A 23,687-nucleotide genomic window follows, 5' to 3' on the forward strand; every position below is an offset into this window, starting at 1 on the left:
CGTGTGACCAAGAACGGACCGCTAATTTCCGTTTCTACTCGCTCTCCCGGCGGGCGATCAGTAGCCTCACCTCGAACACCGGCCGCGAACACATGGCCGCATCCCATGGCGACTTGTTGGAGACATCGATGGAGCGTCCCGCCTGGGCTCCGCCTGGTATCGACATTTCGGTACCGAGCGTGTCCCGTATGTACGACTTCTATCTGGGCGGCTCGCACAATTTCGAAGTGGACCGGGACGCGGCCCGCAAGGCCATGGAGTTCATGCCGGGCCTGCCCAAGATCATGCAGGCGAACCGTGCCTTCATGCGGCGCGCCGTCCGCTACGCCGTTGACAACGACGTCAACCAGTTCCTGGACATCGGTTCCGGCATACCCACCTTCGGCAACGTGCACGAGGTCGCCCGGAAGGCCGACGACACCGCGCGCGTCGTCTACGTCGACCACGACCCGGTCGCCGTCGCCCACAGCCGCGCCGTCCTGGAGGGCGACGACGCCGCCGCGGTCGTCGCCGCCGACCTGCGCAAGCCGGGCGAGATCCTCCACAGCCCCGAGGTGTCCCGCCTGCTCGACCTGGACCGGCCGGTCGCCCTGCTCCTCGTCGCCGTCCTGCACTTCCTGGAGGACGAGGACCGCCCCCACGAGGCCGTCGCCGAACTCCTCGACGCCCTCGCCCCCGGCAGCCTCGTCGTCGTCACCCACGCCTCCTACGAGGGCATCCCGCTCCTGGAAGAGGAGGCGGACGGCACCGTCGGCGTCTACCGGAACATCCGCAACCCCCTGGTGATGCGGTCCGGCGGCGAGATCGCCCGCTTCTTCGAGGGCACCGAGATGGTCGAGCCCGGCCTCGTCCCGATGCCCCTCTGGCGACCGGAGGGCCCGGTCGAGGAGGAGGACCCCTACGCCTTCTCCGGCTTCGCAGGGGTGGGGCGCAAAGCGTGAAGGTCCCGTCGCAGCCGACCGGCGCACTCGCGGAGGCCGACGGCCCGGAGGACAGGCTCAGGCGCTTCGTCACCATCTGGAGCCGTGCGATCTTCCCGGTGACGGCCACCTCGCTGACCCGCGCCGAATTCGAGGGGCACCTGCTGCCGTTGGCCCGCACCCTGTGCGACGCGCTGCACGCCCGGCCCTTCGACACGGCCCCGGCCCTGCGCGCCGGCGCGGACCTGGTCGCCGCCCACTGCACCGACCCGGACGCCCTCGGCCGCAGCCTCGGCGTGGTCGACTCGTACCTGGTGCTCTACTGCGGCACGGAGTCGGACCTGCCGGCCGAGGAACTCCGCGCCCGCTGCGCCCGGCTCCAGCACGCCATGGCCACCGGCTACGCGCAGGCCCTCCGCGAGCGGACCCGCGCCGAGCAGGAGGCCATCGCCCGCTCGGCGCTCACCGCCCGCAGCGCCGCCGAGATCGCCCTGCACGCGACCGAGAGCCGCTTCCGCGCGGTCTTCGACGGCGCGGCCATCGGCATCGGCATCGCCGACCTCGACGGCAACATCCTGGAGATCAACGAGACCCTCACCCGCATGTTCGGCGGGATGGAGGGCCAGGTGCGCAGCAAGAACGTCAGCGAGTGGGTCCACCCGGAGGACGGGCCGCACGTCTGGAAGCTGTACGAGGAGCTGGTCCGCGGCGACCGCGAGCACTACCGCGTCGAGAAGCCCTACTACCGGGGTGACGGAACGGTTCTGTGGACCAACCTCACGGTCTCGCTCCTCCGCGACGCCGAGGGCCGGCCCCAGTACCAGCTGGCCCTCCTGGAGGACACCACCGAACGGCGCCTGCTCCACCTGCGCCTGCGGTACGAGGCGACCCACGACGCGCTCACCGGACTGCCCAACCGAACGCTGTTCTTCGAGCGCCTGGAGAAGGCCCTCGCGCCCGGCGACAACGCCCGCTTCGGCCTCTGCTACCTCGACCTCGACGGATTCAAGGTCATCAACGACAGCCTCGGCCACTCCGCCGGCGACCGGCTGCTCGTCGAGGTCGCCGACCGGCTGCAGAGCTGCGTCACCGGCGCGGGCGAGATGGTGGCCCGGCTCGGCGGCGACGAGTTCGTCGCCCTCACCACCGCCCCCGGTGGCGAACGGGACGTCACCGAACTCGCCGACCGCATCCTCGCCGCCCTCGCCACCCCCCTCCGCATCGACGGCCGAGAACTGACCGTCCGCGGCAGCCTCGGCGTCGTCGAGGGACCGGCCGGGGAGCGGACCCCCGCCGAGGTGCTCCGCAGCGCCGACATCACCATGTACCGGGCGAAGTCCGCGGGCGGCAACCGCTTCGAGCTCGCCGACCCCGAGGCCGACGCCCGCGCCATCACCCGGCACGGACTCACCACGGCGCTGCCGACCGCACTGGAGCGCGGCGAGTTCTTCATCGAGTACCAGCCGCTCGTCCACCTCGACGACGGCAGCGTGCACGGCGCGGAGGCCCTCGTGCGCTGGTGCCACCCGCAGCACGGGGTGCTCGGCCCCGACCGCTTCATCCCGCTCGCCGAGGACACCGGCCTCATCGTGCCGCTCGGCCGCTGGGTGCTCCAGGAGGCCGTGCGCCAGGCCCGCTTCTGGCAGACCCGGCACGCCGACGGCGGCCCGCTGCGGATCAACGTGAACCTGTCGCCGACCCAGCTCCACCATCCGCGCCTGGTCGCCGACACGGTCGACGTCCTGGAGCGCTCCGGGCTCGAACCCGGCGCGCTGTGCCTCGAAGTCACCGAGTCCGCCCTGATCGGTGCCGACGATGACCTCCTGAAGCCGCTGCGGCAGCTGGCCGAGATGGGCGTCGACATCGCGCTCGACGACTTCGGCACCGGCTACTCGAACCTCGCCAACCTCCGCCGGCTCCCGGTGAGCGTCCTCAAGCTCGACCGCTCCTTCACCCGGGGCATGCAGCAGCACCCCGTGGACCCGGTCGACCTGAAGATCGTCGAAGGGATCGTCTCCCTGGCCCACAGCCTCGAACTCGCCGTCACCGTCGAGGGCGTCGAGACCGGTGCCCAGGCCCGCCAGCTCCGCGACCTGGGCTGCGACACCGCCCAGGGCTGGTACTACGCCCGCCCCGGCGCCCCCGACCGCATCCACTCCCTCCTCCTGGCGGACGCGGTCTGACCCCGGCGGGCCGTACCCCTCAGCCCTCCTCGGAGAGCTGCGGGGTCCACTCGTAGCGGGTGGTGGCCGGGACGTGGTCGCAGACCAGGAGGTACCCCTCGGGGCTGAAGGAGACCGTGAGCGCCTCATCCGCCGCGCAGGGGGCGAACACGGCGGGTCCCGAGGGGTCCGGCGGGCCCTCCTCGGCGTGGGGCGGCACCGTCCGGACCGGCGCCGCCGAGGAGCCGGCCGGGGCGCCCCCGGGCCCGGCCCCGGCCTCCGAGGTGAACGCGGTCATCACGGCGGCCGTGAGCGCCGCGGCCCCCAGGACCGCCGCCCCGAGCACCACCCGCCCCCGGCCACGGCGCACCGCCGGGAGCGCCGCCGCAGGCACCGGAGCGAGCGCGGGCGAGGCGGGTGCGGACGCCGTGGGCGCGTGTGCCGGCGCGGCGAATACGGACGCCGTGGGTGCGTGGGTCGCACGGTGCGGCGGTTCCGCGGGAAGTGTCGCCTCGGCCGCGAACTGGTCCGGGATCACGAAGGGTTCGCCGTCCCACAGGACCGGCCACCGCTCGGGTCCCAGGGCGGCCCGGCAGCGGGCCAGTTCGTCGCGGGCCTCGCGTGCCGTGGGGCGGTCGCCGGGGGCGTCGGCGGTCATCGCGGCCACGAGGGGCGCGGGCGCGCCGAGTTCGCGGAGGACGAGCCCCGCCGCGTAGACGTCCTGTTCGGGACCGCCGCCGGAGCCGGCGCGGACCTCCGGGGCCAGGTAGTCCGGGGTGCCCGCGACGAACCGCGTCGAGGTGAGCCGCAGATGGGGCAGCACCCGGGCCAGGCCGAAGTCGCTCAGGTACAGACACGGCCGGCCGGGTCCGCTCGCCGCGAGCAGCAGGTTGGAGGGCTTCACGTCGCGGTGCACGAGCCCCGCGCCGTGCACGGCGACCAGCGCCTCCGTCAGCTGCTGGGCGAGCAGCAGTCCTGCCTCGAGCGGTAGTCCGCCGTAGTCGGCGAGGAGCCCGGCGAGGGTGCCGCCGCGTACCAGCGGCAGCACCAGCCAGGCCTCGTCCTCGCGGACGAACCAGTCGACGGGGGCGAGGACATGGGGGTGGCCGAGGCGGACCGACTGCTCGCAGACGAGCCGCAGCAACGACTCCAGGTCCGCGCTCCCGGACACCTTCACGGCCACTTCCGTGCCGGCGTGCGTGTCGACGGCCCGCCACACCGCACCCTGGGCTCCGCGCGCCACCGGCGCCACGAGCCGGTACCGTCCGGCGAGCATCCCCCCTGCTTCCATGCGCCGCAGAGTACCTCCGCGGCGCGGCGGGTCAGAGGGTGGCCAGCGTGAGGACGACGGTGTCGGCGGTGGTGACCACCGAGACGGAGGTGTCGTCCGAGGTGGCGGTGAAGACGCCGGCGATGTCCACCACCGTGTACTGGGCGCCTTCCAGGGCCTCGCGGTACTCGGCGAGGACGCCCTTCGGGTCCGTTGCGGCGTACGTCATGACGTAGCCGCCGGAGCTGCCGGTCACGGACGTCAGCTCCCCGGAGGGCAGTGGCAGGTCCGCGGGCAGGTCGTCCGGCTTCTTCACCCCGCCGGTGGTGGGCGCGTCGGGGGTGGCGGAGCCGGGGCCGTCGGTCGGGACCTGGGTGGGCGCGGTGGCGGTGGTGTCGCCCTTGGCGTCGCCGCCCTCCGACTGGCAGGCGGTCATTCCGAGGACGGCGAGGGCGGCGACGGCGGCGAGCGAAGTGGTGCGCTTCCAGGTCATGGTGACGTCCCATCAGTGAGGGTGGGTGGGGTCGTGCCTTCCGGCGAGGAGATTGACATATGAAAACTCCCTTTGACAAGTGTCAATTACCGTTCTAGCGTCCTGTGCATGGACGAGACCTCCGTCGCCCGCAACCAGGAGCTCCAGCGCCAGTGGTACGGGGCTCCGCTCGGCGACCTCTGCCGGGACGTGTGCGCCCTGTTCGGCCTGACCCAGTCCGGACTCGCCGAGACCCTCGGGATCTCCCCGGCGATGCTCAGCCTGGTCATGCGGGGCCAGCGCGCCAGGATCGCCAACCCCGACGCCGCCGCCCGGCTCTCCGCCGTCCTCCACCTCGCCCAGGGCGTACGGACCGGCGGCGTGCCGGCCGACGAGGCGCCCCGGGCCCTGGCCGGCATCCGTGCCAGCAGAACACCTGGCCAGGACTCCCTGGGCGCCGCCGTGACCCCGCACCAGGCGGGCGGGACCACGCCGTCCGACCCGGACGACGACCTGCGCTTCGCCCTGCGCCTGCGCGACCTGCTCACCGGTCGGGCGAGCGCCCTCGACATCCTCGGCGCGGCCGCGCTCCTCGACGCGGACCACCCGGGACTCGCCGAGATCCTGCGGGTCTGCGGCGCGGGCCGCACGGACGAGGCCGTCGCCCTCGTCCGCGCCGCCCGCCGCTGATCCTCCGGAGCGGTGTCAGGACCGCGCGACCGACCCCGGACCGTGACGGCGGGGAGCGGTCACGCGCCCCGGCGGGAGGCCATGAGCAGCCTCTGGAGCTCACGCGCGGCCCTCGGCGGCGCCACGTCGCTGCGGTGGGCCAGGGCGATGGTGCGGCGCAGTCCCGGCCGGGCCAGGGCAGTCACCCGAAGGTCCCGGCCGGCACGCGCCGCGACCATCATCGGCACGACCGCCAGCCCGAGCCCGGCCCGTACGAAACCGAGGACCGCGTCCAGCTCGCCGCCCTCCACGGTGAAGGTGGGCTCGAAACCCGCCGCCCGGCAGGCGCCCACGGTCAGTTCCCGCAGGTCGTAGCCGTGCCGGAACATCACGAGGGGCTGGTCGCGCAGGTCCGTGATGCGCACCGGCCTCCGCGGCGGCGGGGCCGACGCGGAGGAGACCACCACGAGGTCCTCCCGGAGCAGCTCGATCGTGGTCAGCGCCGGTGACGGGGAGGGCAGCGGGAGCACGACGAGCGCGAGGTCGAGCGCTCCGCGCGCCAGCTCGCGTACGAGATCGTGCGAGCCGCCCTCCTCGATGAGCAGTTCGATCCCCGGGTGCAGGTCGTGGAAGGCGCGCAGGACGTCCGGCAGCAGGCCCGTGCACAGGCTGGGGGTCGCGCCGAGCCGCACCCGGCCCCGCTTGAGCTGGGCCAGCTCCTGTACTTCGAGGCGGGCGGTCTCCGTGTCGGCGAGGATCCGGCGGGCGAGCGGCAGCAGGGCCTCGCCGGCGTCGGTGAGCGTGATGTTCCCCCGGGCCCGGCTGAACAGCTCCGCGCCCAGCTCCTGTTCCAGCGCCTTGATCTGCTGGGAGAGCGAGGGCTGCGAGACGTGGACGCGCTCGGCGGCCCGGGTGAAGTGGCGGGTCTCGGCGACGGCGACGAAGTAGAGGAGCTGCTGGAACTGCATGGCCCCAGGGTAGGCGATGTGAATAGGCGCGGCCTATCGAGATCAGCCGGACCATGTCTTGGACCTCTCGGGCCCTTCGGCCCTAGCGTCGTACGCATGGCTCTGGCACCCACGAGGGACCGCACGGCGGGCCGCCCGCCGTCCCCCACACCGTCCCGCGGATTCTGGTCGTCGACCCTCGGCAAGAAGACGGTCATGGCCGTCAGCGGGCTGATCATGCTCGGCTATCTCGTCGCCCATGTCGCCGGCAACCTGAAGGTCTTCTTCGGCCCCGAGGAGTTCAACGCCTACGGCCACTGGCTGCGGGTCATGGGCGCCCCCGTCCTGCACCACGAGTGGGCCCTCTGGATCGTCCGGACCGTGCTCGTCGCCGCCGTCGTGGCGCACGCCGTCTCCGCGTACCAGCTCAGCCGGCGCGACCTGAAGGCCCGCCCCACCGCGTACGTCCACCGCCGCAGGCGCGCCTCGTACGCCACCCGCACCATGCGGTGGGGCGGGGTCGTCCTCGCCCTGTTCATCGTCTGGCACGTCCTCGACCTGACCACCGGCACCGTCCACGCCGGCGGCTTCGAGGAGGGCAGGCCCTACCAGAACGTCGTCGACACCTTCTCCACCTGGTACGGCAACGTCGTCTACATCGTCGCCATGCTCGCGGTGGGCCTGCACGTCCGCCACGGCTTCTGGAGCGCCGCCCAGACCCTGGGCGTCGGCAGCGCCCGCCGCGAGCGCCTCCTCAGGGGGACCGCGAACCTCCTCGCGCTCGTCCTGACCGCGGGCTTCGTCTCCGTCCCCGTCGCCGTCATGACCGGAGTGGTGAGCTGACCATGAGCAACCCCGACACCAGCGGCATCGGAGCCGGCCGCATCGGCGCGAGTCGCCTCGACTACGCCACCGGCGCGCCGCTCGCCGACACCAAGGCCCCCGCGGGACCCGTCGCGGAACGCTGGGACACCCGTCGCTTCGAGGCCAGGCTGGTCAACCCCGCCAACCGCCGCAAGCACCGGATCATCGTCGTCGGCACCGGCCTCGCGGGCGGCTCCGCCGGTGCCACCCTCGCCGAACAGGGCTACCAGGTGGTCCAGTTCTGCTTCCAGGACTCCCCGCGCCGCGCCCATTCCATCGCCGCCCAGGGCGGCATCAACGCCGCCAAGAACTACCGGAACGACGGCGACTCCGTCCACCGGCTCTTCTACGACACGGTCAAGGGCGGCGACTTCCGCGCCCGCGAGTCCAACGTCCACCGCCTCGCCCAGATCTCCGTCGAGATCATCGACCAGTGCGTCGCCCAGGGCGTGCCCTTCGCGCGCGAGTACGGCGGACTCCTCGACACCCGTTCCTTCGGCGGCGTCCAGGTCTCCCGCACCTTCTACGCGCGCGGCCAGACGGGGCAGCAACTCCTCCTCGGCGCCTACCAGGCGCTGTCCCGGCAGATCGCCGCCGGAAACGTCGAGATGCACGCCCGTACGGAGATGCTCGACCTGGTCGTCGTCGACGGGCGGGCCCGCGGGATCGTCGCCCGGGACCTGATCACGGGCGAGATCACCACCCACTACGCGGATGCCGTCGTCCTCGCCAGCGGCGGCTACGGCAACGTCTTCTACCTGTCGACGAACGCGATGAACTCCAACGCCACCGCCGTCTGGCGGGCCCACCGGCGCGGCGCGTACTTCGCCAACCCCTGCTTCACCCAGATCCACCCCACCTGCATCCCGCGCACCGGCGACCACCAGTCCAAGCTGACCCTGATGAGCGAGTCGCTGCGCAACGACGGCCGCATCTGGGTGCCCAGGGCCAAGGGCGACACCCGCCCCGCCGCCGAGATCCCCGAGGACGAGCGCGACTACTACCTGGAGCGGATCTACCCCTCCTTCGGCAACCTCGTCCCCCGTGACATCGCCTCCCGCGCCGCGAAGAACGTCTGCGACGAGGGCCGCGGCGTCGGCCCCGGCGGGCAGGGCGTCTACCTCGACTTCGCCGACGCCATCCGCCGCATGGGCAGGGCGGCGGTCGAGGAGAAGTACGGCAACCTCTTCGACATGTACGAGCGGATCACCGCCGAGAACCCGTACGAGGTCCCCATGCGGATCTATCCCGCCGTGCACTACACGATGGGCGGACTCTGGGTCGACTACGACCTCCAGACCACCGTCCCCGGCCTCTTCGCCGTCGGCGAGGCCAACTTCTCCGACCACGGGGCCAACCGGCTCGGCGCCTCCGCCCTCATGCAGGGCCTCGCCGACGGCTACTTCGTCCTCCCGGCGACCATCAACGACTACCTCGCCCGTCACCCCCACGCCGAGCCCGTCACCGACGACCACCCGGTCGTACGGGAGGTGCTCGCCGAGACCGAGGACCGGCTGAACCTCCTCCTCGCCGTCGACGGCGACCGCACCCCCGACTCCTTCCACCGCGAACTCGGCGAACTCATGTGGGAGTTCTGCGGCATGGCCCGCAACGAGAGCGGTCTGCGCACCGCCCTGGAGCGGATCCCGAGGATCCGGGAGGAGTTCTGGAACCGCATCAGGGTCCCGGGAACGGGCCAGGAGTTCAACCAGTCCCTGGAGAAGGCCAACCGGATCGTCGACTACCTGGAACTCGCCGAGCTCATGTGCCTCGACGCGCTCCACCGGGCCGAGTCCTGCGGCGGCCACTTCCGCGAGGAGTCCCAGACCCCCGACGGCGAGGCCGCCCGCCGCGACGAGGAGTTCGCCTACGTGGCGGCCTGGGAGTTCGGCGGGACGGGCGCCCCCGTCCTCCACAGGGAAGACCTCGCCTTCGAGTACGTCCACCCCACCCAGCGGAGCTACGCATGAGGCTCAACCTGCGCGTCTGGCGCCAGAAGAACGGCGCCGCCGAGGGCGCCATGGCCACCTACGAGGTGGACGGCATCTCCGCCGACATGTCCTTCCTGGAGATGCTCGACACCCTCAACGAGGACCTCATCCTGCGCGGTGAGGACCCCGTCGCCTTCGACCACGACTGCCGCGAGGGCATCTGTGGCGCGTGCAGCCTCGTCATCAACGGCGACGCCCACGGTCCCGAGCGCACCACCACCTGCCAGCTCCACATGCGCTCCTTCCGCGACGGCGACACGATCGACGTCGAACCCTGGCGCGCGTCGGCCTTCCCCGTCGTCAAGGACCTCGTCGTCGACCGTGGTGCCTTCGACCGGGTCATCCAGGCCGGCGGCTTCGTCACCGCCCCCACCGGCTCGGCCCCCGAGGCCCACGCCACCCCGGTCCCCAAGGCCGACGCGGACTCCGCCTTCGAGCACGCCGAGTGCATCGGCTGCGGGGCCTGTGTGGCGGCCTGCCCCAACGGCTCCGCGATGCTCTTCACCTCGGCCAAGATCAACCATCTGAACGTCCTGCCCCAGGGCTCGCCCGAGCGCGAGACCCGCGTGCTCGACATGGTGGCCCAGATGGACGCGGAGGGCTTCGGCGGCTGCACGCTGACGGGGGAGTGCGCGACGGCGTGCCCGAAGGGCATCCCGCTGCCGTCGATCGCGGCGATGAACAGGGAGTGGCTGCGGGCGCGGCGGAAGGCGCCCCGGGACTGACCGGATCAGGACAGTCTGCCGGCGTGGTCCGGCCCACACCGCGCACCCCGGAACCGAAGATCGTTCACGGAATGATCGTCTTCTCCGCAAGATCTTCGCTCCGGGGCGCTCCCGTCCTCTGCGACAGCAAGATCAACTTCGTTCAAGCCTGTACTCAATGTGGCAGGTCGTCCACTTCGCGGCCAACCCGCCACCGGTGATTTCCGCCGCGCCGTCACCCCCCGGTACTGATGAGGACCGCCGGGGGGTACACGACCAGACCCCCCGGTCGCACAGACCATTTGGGGGTTTCATGTCCAGCATCACCCGCCGCCGGGCCCTCGGCGTCGCCGCCGGCGCGGCAGGCGCCGCCGCGGGGCTCGCCGCGGCCGGCACCGCCACCGCCGCCGCGCCCCGGGCCGCCGCGCCCGCGGCCGCACCGGCCCCGGCCTCCTTCGACGAGGTCTACCAGGGCCGCCGCATCCAGGGCGGACCGTCGCACGGCGGCGGCCACCACGGGGGACACCACGGAGGCGGCTACTCCGTGACGATCGACGGTCGGGAACTGCACGTCATGCGGAACGCCGACGGCACCTGGATCAGCGTGATCAACCACTACGAGCCCGTCGCCACGCCCAGGGCGCTGGCCCGCGCCGCCGTCCGGGAACTCCAGGGCGCCCCGCTCGTGCCCCTCACCCTCACCTGATCCGAACCCGGAGCCGCACCACCATGACCGTACGCAAGAACCAGGCCACCCTCAGCGCCGACGAGAAGCGGCGCTTCGTCAACGCCCTCCTGGAGCTCAAGCGCTCCGGGAGGTACGACACCTTCGTCACCACGCACAACGCCTTCATCATGAGCGACACCGACAACGGCGACCGCGTCGGTCACCGGTCGCCCTCGTTCCTGCCCTGGCACCGGCGCTTCCTCATCCAGTTCGAGGAGGCGCTGCGGTCCGTCGACCCGGCCGTCACCCTCCCGTACTGGGACTGGACGGCCGACCGCACCTCCCGCTCCTCGCTCTGGGCCCCCGACTTCCTCGGCGGCACCGGGCGGGCCCGCGACGGCCAGGTGACGGACGGGCCGTTCGCCCGGAGCGGCAACCGCTGGACGATCAACGTCCGGGTCGACGGGCGCGACTACCTCCGGCGCGACCTCGGCGCGGGCGGCCGTCAGCTGCCCACCCGAGCCGAGGTGGAGACCGTCCTCGCCATGGAGACCTACGACACGGCCCCCTGGAACAGCGCGTCGGACGGCTTCCGCAACCACCTGGAGGGGTGGCGCGGGGTGAACCTCCACAACCGCGTCCACGTCTGGGTCGGCGGGCAGATGGGCACCGGAGCCTCGCCGAACGACCCCGTCTTCTGGCTGCACCACGCGTTCGTCGACAAGCTGTGGGCCGACTGGCAGGCCCGTCACCCCGCGTCGACGTACCTCCCGGCCGCCGGCACGGCGAACGTCGTCGACCTCGGCGACACCATGCGCCCGTGGAACGACGTGACGCCGGCCGACATGCTGGACCACACCCGCCACTACACCTTCGACACGGCGGCCTGATCCGGTAGCAGGGGCTCAGCGCCCAGGGCCCTCGCCAGATACGGCGCGGTGCGGCTGCCCGCCGCCCGCGCCACCCGGTCCGGAGGCCCCGCGGCCACCACCCGGCCGCCCTCGTCGCCGCCGCCCGGACCGAGGTCGACGACCCAGTCCGCGGTGGCGACGACGTCCATGTCGTGCTCGACGACGATCACCGAATGGCCGGCGTCCACCAGGCCGTGCAGCTGGCGCATCAGGACCTCGACGTCGGCCGGGTGCAGCCCGGTCGTCGGCTCGTCGAGGACGTACAGGGTGGGGGAGCGGTGCGGGCGCTGGAGCTCGGAGGCGAGCTTGATGCGCTGGGCCTCGCCGCCGGACAGTTCGGTGGCCGGCTGGCCGAGCCGCAGATGGCCGAGCCCCACGTCGAGGAGCGTCCGCAGGCTCCGCGCGGCCGCCGGGATGTCCGCGAAGAACTCGGCGGCGGACTCGACGGTCAGGTCCAGGACCTCGGCGATCGTCAGGCCGCGCAGCCGCACCCGCAGCGTCTCCGGGTTGTAGCGCGCGCCGCGGCAGTCCGGGCAGGGCGCGTACGTGCTCGGCAGGAAGAGCAGCTCCACCGAGACGAAACCCTCGCCCTGGCAGGTCTCGCAGCGCCCGCCCGCCACGTTGAAGGAGAACCGCCCCGCCTTGTAGCCGCGGGACTTCGCCTCCCCGGTCTCCGTGAACAGCTTCCGCACGACGTCGAACAGGCCGGTGTACGTGGCCAGGTTCGAGCGCGGTGTCCGGCCGATCGGCCGCTGGTCCACCGTCACGAGCCGGCGCGCGCCGGAGACCTCCTCGGTCAGCGCGCCCACCAGGGTCGACTTGCCCGAGCCCGACACGCCGGTGACGGCGGTGAGGACGCCCAGCGGGAAGGCCGCGTCCACCGCCCGGAGGTTGTGCCGGGTGACCGCGCCGGTCCGCAGCCAGCCGGCGGGGGAGCGCACCTCCCGCGCGGGCGCGGGCACCCGGTCGAACAGGAAACGCCGTGTCGCGGACGCCTCGACGTCCGTGAGGCCGCTCGGCGGACCGCTGTGCAGCACCCGACCGCCGTGCACTCCGGCGCGCGGGCCGACGTCCACCAGCCAGTCCGCGTGCCGCACGACGTCGAGATGGTGCTCGACGACGAACACCGAGTTCCCGGCGGCCTTGAGCCGGTCGAGGACGACGAGCAGCGCCTCGGTGTCGGCGGGGTGCAGACCGGCGGACGGCTCGTCGAGGACGTACACCACGCCGAACAGCCCGGAGCGGAGCTGGGTCGCGAGCCGAAGCCGCTGGAGCTCGCCGTTGGAGAGCGTGGGGGTGGCGCGGTCCAGGCTGAGGTAGCCGAGGCCGAGCTCGGTGACCGTGGCGATCCGGGCGACCAGGTCGTCGGTGAGCACCCGTGCGGTCTCCCTGTTGCCCCCCGTCGCCGCCCCCGCCGCGGCGGCCGTCCTCGTCTCCTTCTCCTTGTCCACCGCCGTCGCCGTCGAGAGCAGCTCGGACAGGGCCGTCAGCGGCAGCGAGGCGAGCTCCGCGATGGTGCGGCCCCCGAAGGTGACCGCCAGCGCCTCCGGCCGCAGCCGTGCGCCGCCGCACACCGGACAGGGCGCGCTCGTGAGGAAACGCTCGGCCTTCGCGCGCAGGGTCGGGCTCTTGGAGTCGGAGAAGGTCCGCATGACATAGCGGCGGGCACTCGTGTACGTGCCCTGGTAGGGGCGTTGGATCCGATCGGCCTCGCGGACCGGGTGCACGGTGACGACCGGCTGCTCGTCCGTGAACAGGATCCACTCCCGGTCCTTCGCGTCGAGCTCCCGCCACGGCCGGTCCACGTCGTGGCCGAGGGTGTCGAGCACGTCCCGCAGGTTCTTCCCCTGCCACGCACCGGGCCAGGCGGCGATCGCGCCCTCGCGGATCGACAGGTCCGGGTCCGGCACGAGGAGTTCCTCGGTCGTGTCGTGGACCAGCCCGAGGCCGTGGCACGAAGGGCACGCGCCCGCCGCCGTGTTGGGGGAGAAGGCGTCGGAGTCGAGCCTCTCCGCCCCCTCCGGGTAGCGCCCGGCCCGCGAGAACAGCATCCGCAGGGAGTTGGAGAGCGTGGTCACCGTGCCGACGGAGGAGCGGGCGTTCGGCGAGGACCGGCGCTGCTCCAGGGAGACCGCAGGCGGCAGCCCCGTGATCTCGCCGACCGCGGGCGCCCCCACCTGGTGGATCAGCCGCCGCGCGTACGGCGCCACCGACTCGAAGTAGCGGCGCTGGGCCTCGGCGTAGATCGTCCCGAAGGCCAGCGACGACTTCCCGGAACCGGAGACCCCGGTGAACACGACGAGCGCGTCGCGGGGGATGTCGACGTCGACCCCGTCGAGGTTGTGCTCGCGGGCGCCACGGACGCGGACGTACGGATCGTGGGGGCTGTCGTGCATGGGGCGACCTTATCGAATGGTCCGTGTTTGCCCCGATGGCTCCCCCGGGGGCCTTGCCGATCGCGCCGGGCTCGCGGGGCCTGATCGGCGAAACCTGGCCCTGGACGGCGCCGGCGGAGGCCGACGGGTCCCGCTCGGGCGGCGTCAGGCGGCCCGCGGCCTCAGGCGGCCCGCGGCGTCAGGCCGGCGGCCCGGGCCAGTCGGCGGTAGGACGCGCCCAGCGCCTCCCGGTCGTACGTGCTCGTGGTGACCAGTACCTCCTGCGCCCCGGTCTCCGCCACGACGCGCTCCAGCGCCCCGGTCACCTGTTCCTCGGTGCCGTGCACGTGCCCTTCGAGCGCGGCCTCGTAGAAGCCGCGCTGCTTCTCGGTCATCCGCAGGCCCTCGATCCGTCCGGGCGCCGCGAGTGGCGGGAACTCGCCACGGGTGCGCGAGTACGCGAGCGACCAGGCCTCCGGGACCAGCAGCCGCCGTGCCTCCGCCTCGGTGGCCGCCACCGCGACCGTCCCGGCGACGACCACGTACGGCTCGGCCGCCCAGGGGGACGGGCGGAAGTCGGCGCGGTAGGCGTCGACGGCCTTCAGCAGCCGGTCCCGGCCGCGGAGGTCACCGATGACCAAGGGCAGCCCGGCCGCCGCGGCGATCCCGGCACCCTCTCCGGTCGCGAGGACGAAGGGCGGCACCCGCAGGCCCTCGGCGGGCCGGGCGTGCACCCGCGGGTGCGCCGTCTGCTCGCCGGTGAACCAGCCGAGCAGCTCGGCGAGCTGCTCCCCGAACCGGTCGGCTTCGTCCTTGTCCCGGCCGAGGGCCCGCCGGACCCCGTCCGTGAACCCCACCGAGCGGCCGACCCCCATGTCGATCCGGCCGGGGAAGAGGGACTCGAGCACGCCGACCTGCTCGGCCACGACCAGCGGCCGGTGGTTCGGGAGCATGACGCCCCCCGTGCCGACCCGGATCGCGGAGGTCGCGGCGGCGACGGCGGCGGCGAGCACCGTGGGTGCCGAACCGGCGACTCCGGGTACACCGTGGTGCTCCGACACCCAGAACCGGTGGTAGCCGAGGGCCTCCACCTCCCGCGCGAGGTCCACGGTGGCGCGCAGCGCCTGAGGGGCGTCCTCGCCGTCCCGGGTCCGGGAGCGGTCGAGGACGGAGAAACGGATGCCGTCGAGGGGAGTGCTCACACAGGGTCAAGCGCGTGGGGCCGGAAAGGATTCCCGGACGCCGCAGTCCATAACTGACGGATCATCAAGTGATGTCGTATCAGTTATTGACGGTTCATCGCTCCGGTCACAGAATGCGGTCACCCGACGGAGGGATCGCCCGTGCCTCGACCGTTGCGCGTCATCGCCGCCGCGTTCACCCTGCTCCTCGTCACCGCCTGCAACTCCGCCTCCAGCGGCGGCGGTACGCCCTCGTCCGTACGCGGAGTCACCGCCGACACGATCAAGGTCGGCGGCATCGTCTCCATGACGACCGCCAGCGGCTACTCCAAGAAGGACACCGATCTCGGCGCCCGGGCGCGCTACGACCGGGCCAACGCCGAGGGCGGCGTCAACGGCCGGAAGATCCGGTACCTGGGAGCCGAGGACGACGGCCAGGACCCGGCCAGGAACCTGGCGGCGGCCCGCAAGCTCGTCCAGCAGGACGAGGTCTTCGCCGTCTCGCCCATGAGCTCGGTGACGTTCGCCGGCGCGGACTTCCTCGACGGTCGGAAGGTCCCCACCGTGGGCTGGGGGACGCTTCCCTCGTTCTGCGGACCGGCGCACATCTACGGCTTCAACGGCTGCCTCGTCCCCACGCCCGGCGGCACGCTCAACCAGACCTGGCCCGAGAGCCTCGCGGCCGTCCTGGGCGGCGCGCGCGGAAAGTCGGTCGCGCTCATCGCCGGGGACAACGACGCCGGCAAGTTCGGCATCCGCACCTTCACCCAGGGCTTCAAGGCGGCCGGCTTCCGGGTCGCGTACGCCAAGGCGGTCGTTCCGGCGACCTCGATGCCCAGCGACTGGTCCGCGTACACCAAGGAGATCCTCCGCTCCGGCCCCGGTGGCGGCGCGCCCGACGCCGTGGTCTCCGTGATGCAGACGCCGTACAACATCGGCCTGTTCACCGCGCTCAAGCGGTCCGGCTACCAGGGGATCCTCACCGACCCGACGGACTACGACCCGGGGCTGCTCGCCAAGGACGCGACCCGGCAGGCCCTCGACGGAGTGCACGTGCTGCTGCAGTTCCAGCCCTTCGAGTCGGACAGCCCCGCGATGCGGCAGTTCAAGGACGACATCAGGAAGGCCGCGGGCGGCAAGGACGTGCCTCTCAACATGCACATGATGACGGGGTACATGAGCGCCGACCTCTTCCTCTCCATCGCCCGGAAAGCGGGCAAGGACCTCACCGTGGAGTCCTTCCAGAAGGCCGCCGACGGCTTCTCCGACAGCGGCACGCTCGTGGGCGACCGCGCCGAGCCCAGGGGGAAGAAGGAGAGCTTCGGCTGCGGGGCGCTCGTCCGGCTGAAGGACGGACGGTACGAGGTGGCCGTGCCCTTCAGGTGCTACCCGCCGATCCCCTTCGGCTGAGGGGCGCGTCCCGTGGGTGACCTGCTGGGCTTCGTCCTGAGCGGGCTGGTCTCCGGCGCGCTGTACGCGCTGCTCGCGACCGGACTCGTCCTGTCGTACTCCGCCTCCGGGGTGTTCAACTTCGCGCACGGCTCCACCGCCTACCTGTGCGCGCTGGCGTTCTACGAGCTCCACTCCGGTCTCGGCTGGCCGGCCGTGCCCACCGCGCTGCTGCTGGTGTGCGTGGTGGCGCCCGGCCTGGGCGGTGTCCTGGACCGGCTGATGTTCAGGAAGCTGGCCGGGGTCGGCCAGACCGCGCAGATCGTGGCCACGATCGGTCTGCTGGTCGCGCTGCCCGCGGCCGGACGGTGGACGGTCGAACTCCTGGAGCGGGCCGGTGCCCCCGTCCTGCCCGCGGAGAACCAGTTCGGACTGCCGGGCGTCGGGCCGAGCCCCGCCGTGTCCTGGCAGCCGGTCGACGGTGTGGGCATCGACTCCGACCAGCTGATCACCTGGATCGTGACGGCCGTCGCGGCGGCCGGCCTGTGGGCCCTGATGCGGCACACCCGGCTCGGCCTGAGGCTGAGGGCGGCCGTCGACGACCGCACGCTGACCGAGCTGCGGGGCATCAGCGCGGACCGGCTGTCCTCGATCGCGTGGATGCTGTCGTCCGGCCTCGCGGGCCTCGCCGGTGTCCTCGCGACCCCGCTCCTCGGCCTCTCCGCCCACGACTACACGTTGTTCCTGTTCGTCTCGGCGACCGCGGCGGTCCTCGGACGCTTCGTGTCGGTGCCGCTCGCCTTCGCGGGCGGCCTCGGGCTCGGCGTGCTCCAGAACCTGGTCGCGGGGTACGCGTCGTTCACCGACGACATCACCGGCCTCCGCACGGCCGTGCCCTTCCTCGTCCTCTTCGCCGGGCTCGTCGTCCTGGTGCGGCGGCAGCGCGCGGCGGGCACGGCGGCCGCGGACCCGCCGCCGGTCGACTACCTCGCCGGGAAGGGGTGGGGCCGCCGGTGGGGCGTGTGGGTCGTCGCCGGCGTCCTGCTCGGCACGGCGTTCTACACCGTCACCACGCCCTTCTGGAGCGGCATCCTGGCCCAAGGCCTCGCGATCGGGCTCGTGTTCATGTCGTTCACGGTCGTCACCGGCCTCGGCGCGATGGTGTCCCTGGCCCAGGCGACGTTCGTCACCGGCGCCGCCCTCGTCGCCGGACTGCTGATGAGCCACGGCTGGCCCTTCGTCGCCGCGGCGGCCGTGGGCACGGCCGCCGCGGCGCTGCTCGGCGCGGTCGTCGCGCTGCCCGCCCTGCGCCTCGGCGGCAGATCCCTGGCCCTCGCCACCCTGGCGCTCGCCTTCCTGGCGGACCAGGTGCTCTTCCAGCTCGGCCCGCTGCGCAACGGCGACACCGGCTGGGAGATACCCCGGCCGGTGGCCGGCCCCGTGGACCTGTCCGACGACCGGGCGATGGGGCTCGCCCTCGTGCTGCTCAGCGCCGTGCTCGTCGCGCTGCTGACCTGGTTGCGCGGCTCCCGCTGGGGCCGTGCCGTGCTCGCGGTCCGCTCGGCCCCCGAGGCCGCCGCGGCGTCCGGGGTGTCGGTGGTACGGACGAAGCTCCTCCTGTTCACCGTGTCCGCGGGCCTCGCCGGCCTCGGAGGGGTGCTCCACGCCTCGTACAACACCCGGATCACGGCGACGGACTTCACCGCGATGACGGGCCTGGTGTGGCTGGCGGTCGTGGTCGCCGCGGGAGTGCGCAGACCGCAGTTCGCGGTGGTGGCGGGACTGGTCTTCGCCGTGGTCCCGCACCTGATGACCATGTACGTGACGGAGTCCGCGCACCTTCCGGTGATCCTCTTCGGCCTGGCGGGGCTCGCGCTGGCGAACGACCCGGACGGGTACTGCGCCGCGCTGCCGTCGAGGCGAGCGGCCCGGCGCGCCGCGACGCCGGCAACCGACCGCCCGTCCGCGCCGCCCCGCGCGCGTACGGCCCGGCCGTACGCCGCCGACGCCGGAAGCGCCGCCCGGGACGCGGGCGGCGACCCCGGCGGGACGCCGAGCGCGCTCGTGCTGAGCGGTGTACGCGCCGGGTACGGCGGCGCGCCCGTCCTGCACGGCGTGGACCTCGCGGTGCGCCCCGGCGAGACGCTGGTGCTGCTCGGGCCCAACGGCGCCGGGAAGTCCACCCTCTGCCGGGTGGCGGCGGGACTGCTGCGGCCGGCCGGCGGTGTCGTACGGGTCGGGGGAGAGAACGCCACCCGCGACGCGGCCGTCGCCCGGGCGCGCCGCGGCGTGCGGCTGGCGCCCGAGGGGCGGGGCGTCTTCGCCGGGCTCTCGATCGAGGAGAACCTGGCCCTGCAGCTGACGCGAGCCGAGGACCGCGACGCCGTGTACGCGCGCTTCCCCGCGCTCGCCGCCCGCCGCACCGTCGTCGCCGGGTCCCTCTCCGGCGGCGAGCAGCAACTCCTCGCCCTCGCCCCCCTCCTCCAGCGGCCACCGGCCGTCCTCGTCGCCGACGAGCCGTCCCTCGGTCTCGCGCCGCGCGTCGTGGACGAGGTCCTCCACCTCCTGGCCGAACTCCGCGACCACGGCACCGCGCTCCTCCTCGTCGAGGAGAAGGCCGCCGACGCGCTCGGCGTCGCCGACACCGTCGCGTACCTCGCGCAGGGCGAGATCGCCTGGTGCGGACCGCGAGCGGACGTGGACCGCGACCGGCTCGCCGAGGCCTACCTGGGGACGGGAGCCCGCCGATGAAACACCCCCTGCTCCACGCGAGCCGGATCGACGTCCGCTTCGGCGGCGTCCACGCCCTCCGCGACGTGACCGTCTCGGTGCGCCCCGGCGAGATCTGCGGCCTCATAGGCCCGAACGGCGCGGGCAAGACGACCCTCTTCGACGTCCTGTCGGGCATGCGCCGCCCTGACGCCGGAGCCGTCGCGTACGACGGCACGGACATCACCCGCCGCTCGCCGTCCTGGCGCGCCCGCCACGGCATCCGCCGGACCTTCCAACGCCAGCAGCTCTTCGGCCAGTTGACCGTCGCGGACAACCTCGTCGTCGCGCAGGACTGGCGCGGCGGCGTACGCCCCTCCGCGCGCCGTCACCGACAGCGGGCCGCCGCCGTGCTCCACGACTGCGGGCTCGACGCGCTCGCCGACACCTACGTGGGCGGCCTGCCCGTCGGCCAGGCCCGCATGGTCGAGCTGGCCCGCGCCCTCGCCGATCCACCCCGCGTCCTCCTCCTGGACGAACCCGCCTCCGGCACCACCCCCGACGAGCGCCGCCGACTCGCCTCCCTCATCCGCCGGACGGCCGCCGAGAACCGCGCCGTGCTCCTCGTCGAGCACAACGTGTCCTTCGTCATGGACCTCTGCTCCCGCGTCGTCGTCCTCGACCTCGGCCACGTCCTCGCCGAAGGCACCCCCGACGAGATCCACGCGAACCCCGCCGTCCGCGACGCCTACCTCGGCACCGGATCCGGCGGTACGGAGCACGAGCGCGCCGGCGGGCGCTGACGCGGGGACCGCCGCCAGGGAACGGTGAATGGCCGGATGTGTGAGGGTCGCACCACTTGACGCGTGCGGTCGCCGCACGAGGCGCCCCGCCCGGGCGGGTCCGTCGGGAAGGGGCGCGGGGAGGCCCGCACCGGAACCCACCTCGGCTCGCGCCCTCGCGCACACGCCAGCGGATACGGGCCCGGCGGCGCGGCGGCGGCCTCCGGGCGCCGCGGAACACCCGGCGGAAGAATGACCGGTTCTGGCAGGTCTCGGACGGACATCCTCCGGTGGATTCTGTATTTCCGCGCATTCCCTGCGATTCGTAGGAGGAACCGTATGCCCGTCATGTCCGCCAGTCGCACCGACGAGATCGTCACCGCTTGGCTCCGGGGCGCCGAGACGGCCTTCGGTACCGACAACCCGGCCGGCCCGCTCTATGTGGGCGGGGCGGCCGGAGAGGCCGCGCTGACCGACGCCACCGAGGCGCTGCTCACCGGGTGCAGCAGCTGTACCGGCTCCTGGCACAGCTACTGCTGCTGACGAACCGCCGTACGGCACCGCACGCAACAACCGGGGGACCCCTGAGGGGTTCCCCGGCCCGCGGAGCCTCCCCGCGCTGCCCCGCCCCACCCCGCTTCGTTCCACCCCGCGCTGCCCCGCCCCACCCCGCTTCGTTCCACCCCGCGCTGCCCCGCCCCACTCCGATCCGCTCCGGCCGGGGTCCGGCGGACCGCGACCGGACACTCGGCGCCGGGGCGGCTCGCGGGGAAGCGCCACCGGCCCAGGCCGCATCACGTGCACCCGTCGTCAGGAGAGGACCCAGCATGGTGAACCCGGCGGCAGCCGCCCCCTCGGCCGACGGAGCACCGCCCGAGGGATGGTTCGCGGCACCGGTGGACGCCTTCGTGGCCCCGCTGTTCGCGGAGCTGGAGGACCGGATCCCGGAGATCACCGGGCTGGCCGCCGACGAGCGGACGGTCCTGCGCGAGGCGGCCCGTGAGGCCCTCGGCCGTACGACGCAGCTCCGCCTCAACCGGGTGCTCCTGCTGGAACTGCGGGCCGCCGTCCTGGCCGGCGAACTGCCCGGTGCGGACTCGGCCGCCCGCTGGGACGCCTTCGTCCGGCACGCCTCGGCCCCCGCCTTCGCCGAGACCCTGCACCGGCGGTACCCGGTGCTGCGCGGACGCGTCTTCGCCTCCGGACGCCTCCTGATCGAGGGCGCGCTGGAACTCGGCACCCGCCTGGCCGCGGACCGGGAGGCCGTCGCCGGCCTGCTCGGCGCCGATCCGGGCCCCCTGCGCGCCCTGGAGCTCGCGCGCGGGGACACGCACCACGGAGGACGGGCGGTCGCCCGGGTGCTCTTCGACACGGGCAGCGTCATGTACAAGCCGCGGCCGACGGAGGTGGACGCCGCGCTGCGCTCCTTCGTCGCCGCCGTCCCCGGTGCCGACGACCTCGGGGTTCCGAGGACGGTGGTACGGGACGGCTACGGCTGGGCCGAGCACCTCGCCCACCACTACTGCCGGGACGAGGCGGAACTCGCCCGCTTCTACCGCGCCCTCGGCGGCTGGCTCGCGGTGATGCGACTCCTCGGCGGGACCGACCTGCACGCCGAGAACCTGGTGGCCCACGGCCCGGTGCCCGCCGTCGTCGACGCCGAGGCCCTGTTCACGCCCGACGTCGAGGTTCCGCCGAGCGGGCGCGGCGACGCCGTCGACCGGGCGGCCCGGACGATCCGCACCACCGTGCTGCGCACCGGGATCCTGCCGCTGCGCACCGACGGCTACGCCCTCGCCGGTGTGGACCTGTCGGCCGCGGGCGGCCTCCCCGGCCAGCAACCCCGGATCCGCGTCCCGGTCATCGCCGACGGGGGACGGGACACCGCCCGCATGGAGATCGGCGTGGTGGACCTGCCGCCGGCCGGCAACCACCCCAGCCCCGAGCCCGTCCTGATCCGCCACTGGGACCAGGTGCTGACCGGTTTCGACACGCTCACCGGGACCCTCGCGGAACTCGACGCGAGCGGCGAACTCCACACCCTGATGAAGGTGTTCGGCGGATGCCTCGTCCGCAGGATCCGCCGGCCCACGCAGGCGTACACGGACATCGGCCGAATGCTCTGGCATCCGGCGTCCCTCCACGACCCCGACGCCGGCCTGGCGCGGGCACGCGACATCCTCCACCGCAACGCCCTCGCCGCTCCCGGCGCGCCCCGCGAACCCGAGGTGATCGACGGGGAGATCGCGGACCTGCTGAACGGCGACGTCCCCGTCTTCGGCGAGCGGGTGGACGAACGGCGGCTCGCCGCCTTCCTGACCGGATGGCGGCAGGCGGACCTCACCCGTGAGCGTGACACCATCCGCAGCGCGCTGGTCGGCGCCTACCTCAACGAACGGCAGCTCCCCGACCGGACACGGACACCCGCCCGCTCGCCGGGCACCGGGAACCTGGACCGGCGACGGCGCGCCCTGGCCGCCGCGGCCGTGGAGACGATCTGCGCGGCGGCCGTACGCGGCACCGACGCCACCGCCACGTGGATCAGCCCGGTGCTCACGGACTACGGCTGGGCCGTCCGCCCGCTCGGCGCGGACCTCTACACCGGCCAGGGCGGCGTCGCCCTCGCCCTCGCGGAGTACGTACGGGAGCAGCGCGCCGGGCGGGCCGACCCCGTGGACGGCGTCGAGTCCGTGCTGGCCGGCGCCCTGGAGGTGCTCGCCGCCACCGAGGACACCACGCCGACCCGCCCGCTCGGCGGGTACACCGGGATCGCCTCGCAGGTGTGGACCTGGGCGGCCCTCCACAGGGTCCTCGGGACGCCCGGACCGCTCGACCGCGCCCGCGCCAGGGCCGCGCTGCTGACCCCGGAACTCATCGCCGAGGACCGGGCGCTCGACGTGCTCGGCGGCGTGGCCGGCGTGATCGTCCCGCTGCTCGACCTCGCCGAACTCACCGGCCGGGAACGGTGGCTGGACGTCGCCGCCGAGGCCGGGCGGAGACTGGAGGAGACCGCCGTCGTCGACGGCCGCGGAGCACGCTGGTCCACCGTGATGTTCCCGGAGGGCATCGGCGGATTCGCCCACGGCTCCACCGGCGCGGGCTGGGCGCTCACCAGGCTCGCCCTCTCCACCGCCGGCAGCCCGTCCGACCGCCACCGGTGGTACGAACTCGGCTCCCTGGCCCACGACTTCGAGGAGTCGCTGTACTCACCCGGCGAACGGGCCTGGGCCGACGCCCGGGTCGGGGGCGCGGTCGACCATCCCACCGCGTGGTGTCACGGCAGCACCGGCATAGGCCTGGCCGCCGTCGACCTCCACCAGCGCACCGGCGACCCCCGCCACCTGGACACCGCGCTCCGCTCCGGCCCGGCCGGACTGCGCGAGGGCTTCGGCTGGAGCCACACCCTCTGCCACGGCGACCTCGGACTCTGGGAGATCCTCCACCGCCTGCGCGGCCTGAACGGCTACGACGGGCCGTCCGCCGCGCAGGCCGACGCGGAGCTGCTCACCGGCATCGAGCAGCGCGGCCCCGTCGGCGGCCTCGCCAAGGAGGCCTTCGCGCCGGGACTGCTCCCCGGGCTGTCCGGCGTGGTCCACCAGCTCCTGCGGATGCACCCGGACGCCCGGCTCAGCTCGCCGCTCCTCCTGGCGCTCCCCCCGGCATAGGCGAGGTCA

Annotated in this window: 18 protein-coding genes; 13 read left to right on the forward strand and 5 right to left on the reverse strand. The window is 73.5% G+C overall.

What is annotated here, in order from left to right; all coding sequences use genetic code 11:
- The first annotated feature begins 128 nt into the window (after positions 1 to 128).
- Together AC067A_RS18840 and AC067A_RS18845 are read left to right on the forward strand one after the other, a co-directional pair.
- Complete coding sequence (locus AC067A_RS18840; RefSeq protein ID WP_479243582.1) at positions 129 to 941, forward strand: SAM-dependent methyltransferase; 813 nt, start codon at positions 129 to 131, stop codon at positions 939 to 941.
- A complete protein-coding gene (locus AC067A_RS18845; protein WP_479243583.1) occupies positions 938 to 3,103 on the forward strand; it encodes a putative bifunctional diguanylate cyclase/phosphodiesterase in 2,166 nt (721 codons plus the stop codon). Before AC067A_RS18840 ends, AC067A_RS18845 begins: the two co-directional genes overlap by 4 nt.
- 19 nt (positions 3,104 to 3,122) lie before the next feature.
- Here AC067A_RS18845 and AC067A_RS18850 read toward each other — a convergent pair whose 3' ends face one another.
- Entirely contained in the window at positions 3,123 to 4,373 is a 1,251-nt protein-coding gene (locus AC067A_RS18850) for a serine/threonine-protein kinase (RefSeq protein ID WP_479243584.1), read from the reverse strand.
- Between the two features lie 31 nt (positions 4,374 to 4,404).
- The gene (locus AC067A_RS18855; RefSeq protein WP_479243585.1) at positions 4,405 to 4,845 is read right to left on the reverse strand and encodes a hypothetical protein; all 441 of its coding nucleotides are present in this window, start codon (positions 4,843 to 4,845) and stop codon (positions 4,405 to 4,407) included.
- Positions 4,846 to 4,953: 108 nt separating this feature from the next.
- Between AC067A_RS18855 and AC067A_RS18860 the strand changes: the two genes are divergently transcribed.
- The gene (locus AC067A_RS18860; protein WP_479243586.1) at positions 4,954 to 5,514 is read left to right on the forward strand and encodes a DNA-binding protein; all 561 of its coding nucleotides are present in this window, start codon (positions 4,954 to 4,956) and stop codon (positions 5,512 to 5,514) included.
- 59 nt (positions 5,515 to 5,573) lie between these two features.
- Here AC067A_RS18860 and AC067A_RS18865 read toward each other — a convergent pair whose 3' ends face one another.
- Positions 5,574 to 6,461, reverse strand: coding sequence for a LysR family transcriptional regulator (locus AC067A_RS18865; protein WP_479243587.1), 888 nt, complete (start codon positions 6,459 to 6,461; stop codon positions 5,574 to 5,576).
- A 96-nt stretch (positions 6,462 to 6,557) separates the two neighbouring features.
- On the opposite strand from AC067A_RS18865, the gene AC067A_RS18870 reads away from it, so the two are divergent.
- The 5 genes from AC067A_RS18870 to melC2 all read left to right on the forward strand — a co-directional run bounded on the left by AC067A_RS18870 (position 6,558) and on the right by melC2 (position 11,556).
- Entirely contained in the window at positions 6,558 to 7,283 is a 726-nt protein-coding gene (locus AC067A_RS18870) for a succinate dehydrogenase (protein WP_479243588.1), read from the forward strand.
- 2 nt (positions 7,284 to 7,285) lie between these two features.
- Complete coding sequence (locus AC067A_RS18875; RefSeq protein WP_479243589.1) at positions 7,286 to 9,274, forward strand: fumarate reductase/succinate dehydrogenase flavoprotein subunit; 1,989 nt, start codon at positions 7,286 to 7,288, stop codon at positions 9,272 to 9,274.
- A complete protein-coding gene (locus AC067A_RS18880; protein ID WP_479243590.1) occupies positions 9,271 to 10,020 on the forward strand; it encodes a succinate dehydrogenase/fumarate reductase iron-sulfur subunit in 750 nt (249 codons plus the stop codon). Before AC067A_RS18875 ends, AC067A_RS18880 begins: the two co-directional genes overlap by 4 nt.
- Before the next feature lie 292 nt (positions 10,021 to 10,312).
- Positions 10,313 to 10,705 (forward strand): apotyrosinase chaperone MelC1, encoded by a 393-nt coding sequence (melC1, locus tag AC067A_RS18885; RefSeq protein ID WP_479243591.1) that lies wholly within the window; start codon positions 10,313 to 10,315, stop codon positions 10,703 to 10,705.
- A gap of 23 nt (positions 10,706 to 10,728) precedes the next feature.
- Positions 10,729 to 11,556, forward strand: a complete 828-nt coding sequence (melC2, locus tag AC067A_RS18890; RefSeq protein ID WP_479243592.1) for a tyrosinase MelC2 — start codon at positions 10,729 to 10,731, stop codon at positions 11,554 to 11,556.
- Here melC2 and AC067A_RS18895 read toward each other — a convergent pair.
- The gene (locus AC067A_RS18895) at positions 11,532 to 13,973 is read right to left on the reverse strand and encodes an ATP-binding cassette domain-containing protein (protein WP_479243593.1); all 2,442 of its coding nucleotides are present in this window, start codon (positions 13,971 to 13,973) and stop codon (positions 11,532 to 11,534) included. The two genes, melC2 and AC067A_RS18895, sit on opposite strands and share 25 nt — an antisense overlap.
- A gap of 161 nt (positions 13,974 to 14,134) precedes the next feature.
- Entirely contained in the window at positions 14,135 to 15,154 is a 1,020-nt protein-coding gene (locus tag AC067A_RS18900; protein WP_479243594.1) for an MsnO8 family LLM class oxidoreductase, read from the reverse strand.
- 141 nt (positions 15,155 to 15,295) lie between these two features.
- Here AC067A_RS18900 and AC067A_RS18905 point away from each other — a divergent pair, with 141 nt between their 5' ends.
- The 5 genes from AC067A_RS18905 to AC067A_RS18925 all read left to right on the forward strand — a co-directional run bounded on the left by AC067A_RS18905 (position 15,296) and on the right by AC067A_RS18925 (position 23,678).
- Positions 15,296 to 16,543: an ABC transporter substrate-binding protein gene (locus tag AC067A_RS18905; protein WP_479243595.1), complete on the forward strand. Its 1,248-nt coding sequence runs from the start codon at positions 15,296 to 15,298 to the stop codon at positions 16,541 to 16,543.
- 12 nt (positions 16,544 to 16,555) lie between these two features.
- Positions 16,556 to 19,273, forward strand: coding sequence for an ABC transporter permease subunit (locus tag AC067A_RS18910; RefSeq protein WP_479243596.1), 2,718 nt, complete (start codon positions 16,556 to 16,558; stop codon positions 19,271 to 19,273).
- Positions 19,270 to 20,034: an ABC transporter ATP-binding protein gene (locus AC067A_RS18915; protein WP_479243597.1), complete on the forward strand. Its 765-nt coding sequence runs from the start codon at positions 19,270 to 19,272 to the stop codon at positions 20,032 to 20,034. The genes AC067A_RS18910 and AC067A_RS18915 overlap by 4 nt, the downstream gene beginning before the upstream one ends.
- A 327-nt stretch (positions 20,035 to 20,361) precedes the next feature.
- The gene (locus AC067A_RS18920) at positions 20,362 to 20,556 is read left to right on the forward strand and encodes a DUF6229 family protein (protein WP_479243598.1); all 195 of its coding nucleotides are present in this window, start codon (positions 20,362 to 20,364) and stop codon (positions 20,554 to 20,556) included.
- Between the two features lie 284 nt (positions 20,557 to 20,840).
- The gene (locus tag AC067A_RS18925) at positions 20,841 to 23,678 is read left to right on the forward strand and encodes a type 2 lanthipeptide synthetase LanM family protein (protein ID WP_479243599.1); all 2,838 of its coding nucleotides are present in this window, start codon (positions 20,841 to 20,843) and stop codon (positions 23,676 to 23,678) included.
- Positions 23,679 to 23,687 lie beyond the last annotated feature (9 nt).

It is taken from the genome of Streptomyces sp. NPDC043176 (genome assembly GCF_056436715.1).

Excerpts from the sequence above, each read along its gene's own strand:
- AC067A_RS18840 (WP_479243582.1), top strand. The coding sequence starts at position 129 with ATGGAGCGTCCCGCCTGGGCTCCGCCTGGTATCGACATTTCGGTACCG.
- AC067A_RS18850 (WP_479243584.1), bottom strand. The coding sequence starts at position 4,373 with ATGGAAGCAGGGGGGATGCTCGCCGGACGGTACCGGCTCGTGGCGCCG.
- AC067A_RS18855 (WP_479243585.1), bottom strand. The coding sequence starts at position 4,845 with ATGACCTGGAAGCGCACCACTTCGCTCGCCGCCGTCGCCGCCCTCGCC.
- AC067A_RS18860 (WP_479243586.1), top strand. The coding sequence starts at position 4,954 with ATGGACGAGACCTCCGTCGCCCGCAACCAGGAGCTCCAGCGCCAGTGG.
- AC067A_RS18865 (WP_479243587.1), bottom strand. The coding sequence starts at position 6,461 with ATGCAGTTCCAGCAGCTCCTCTACTTCGTCGCCGTCGCCGAGACCCGC.
- AC067A_RS18870 (WP_479243588.1), top strand. The coding sequence starts at position 6,558 with ATGGCTCTGGCACCCACGAGGGACCGCACGGCGGGCCGCCCGCCGTCC.
- AC067A_RS18875 (WP_479243589.1), top strand. The coding sequence starts at position 7,286 with ATGAGCAACCCCGACACCAGCGGCATCGGAGCCGGCCGCATCGGCGCG.
- AC067A_RS18880 (WP_479243590.1), top strand. The coding sequence starts at position 9,271 with ATGAGGCTCAACCTGCGCGTCTGGCGCCAGAAGAACGGCGCCGCCGAG.
- melC1 (WP_479243591.1), top strand. The coding sequence starts at position 10,313 with ATGTCCAGCATCACCCGCCGCCGGGCCCTCGGCGTCGCCGCCGGCGCG.
- melC2 (WP_479243592.1), top strand. The coding sequence starts at position 10,729 with ATGACCGTACGCAAGAACCAGGCCACCCTCAGCGCCGACGAGAAGCGG.
- AC067A_RS18895 (WP_479243593.1), bottom strand. The coding sequence starts at position 13,973 with ATGCACGACAGCCCCCACGATCCGTACGTCCGCGTCCGTGGCGCCCGC.
- AC067A_RS18915 (WP_479243597.1), top strand. The coding sequence starts at position 19,270 with ATGAAACACCCCCTGCTCCACGCGAGCCGGATCGACGTCCGCTTCGGC.
- AC067A_RS18920 (WP_479243598.1), top strand. The coding sequence starts at position 20,362 with ATGTCCGCCAGTCGCACCGACGAGATCGTCACCGCTTGGCTCCGGGGC.
- AC067A_RS18925 (WP_479243599.1), top strand. The coding sequence starts at position 20,841 with ATGGTGAACCCGGCGGCAGCCGCCCCCTCGGCCGACGGAGCACCGCCC.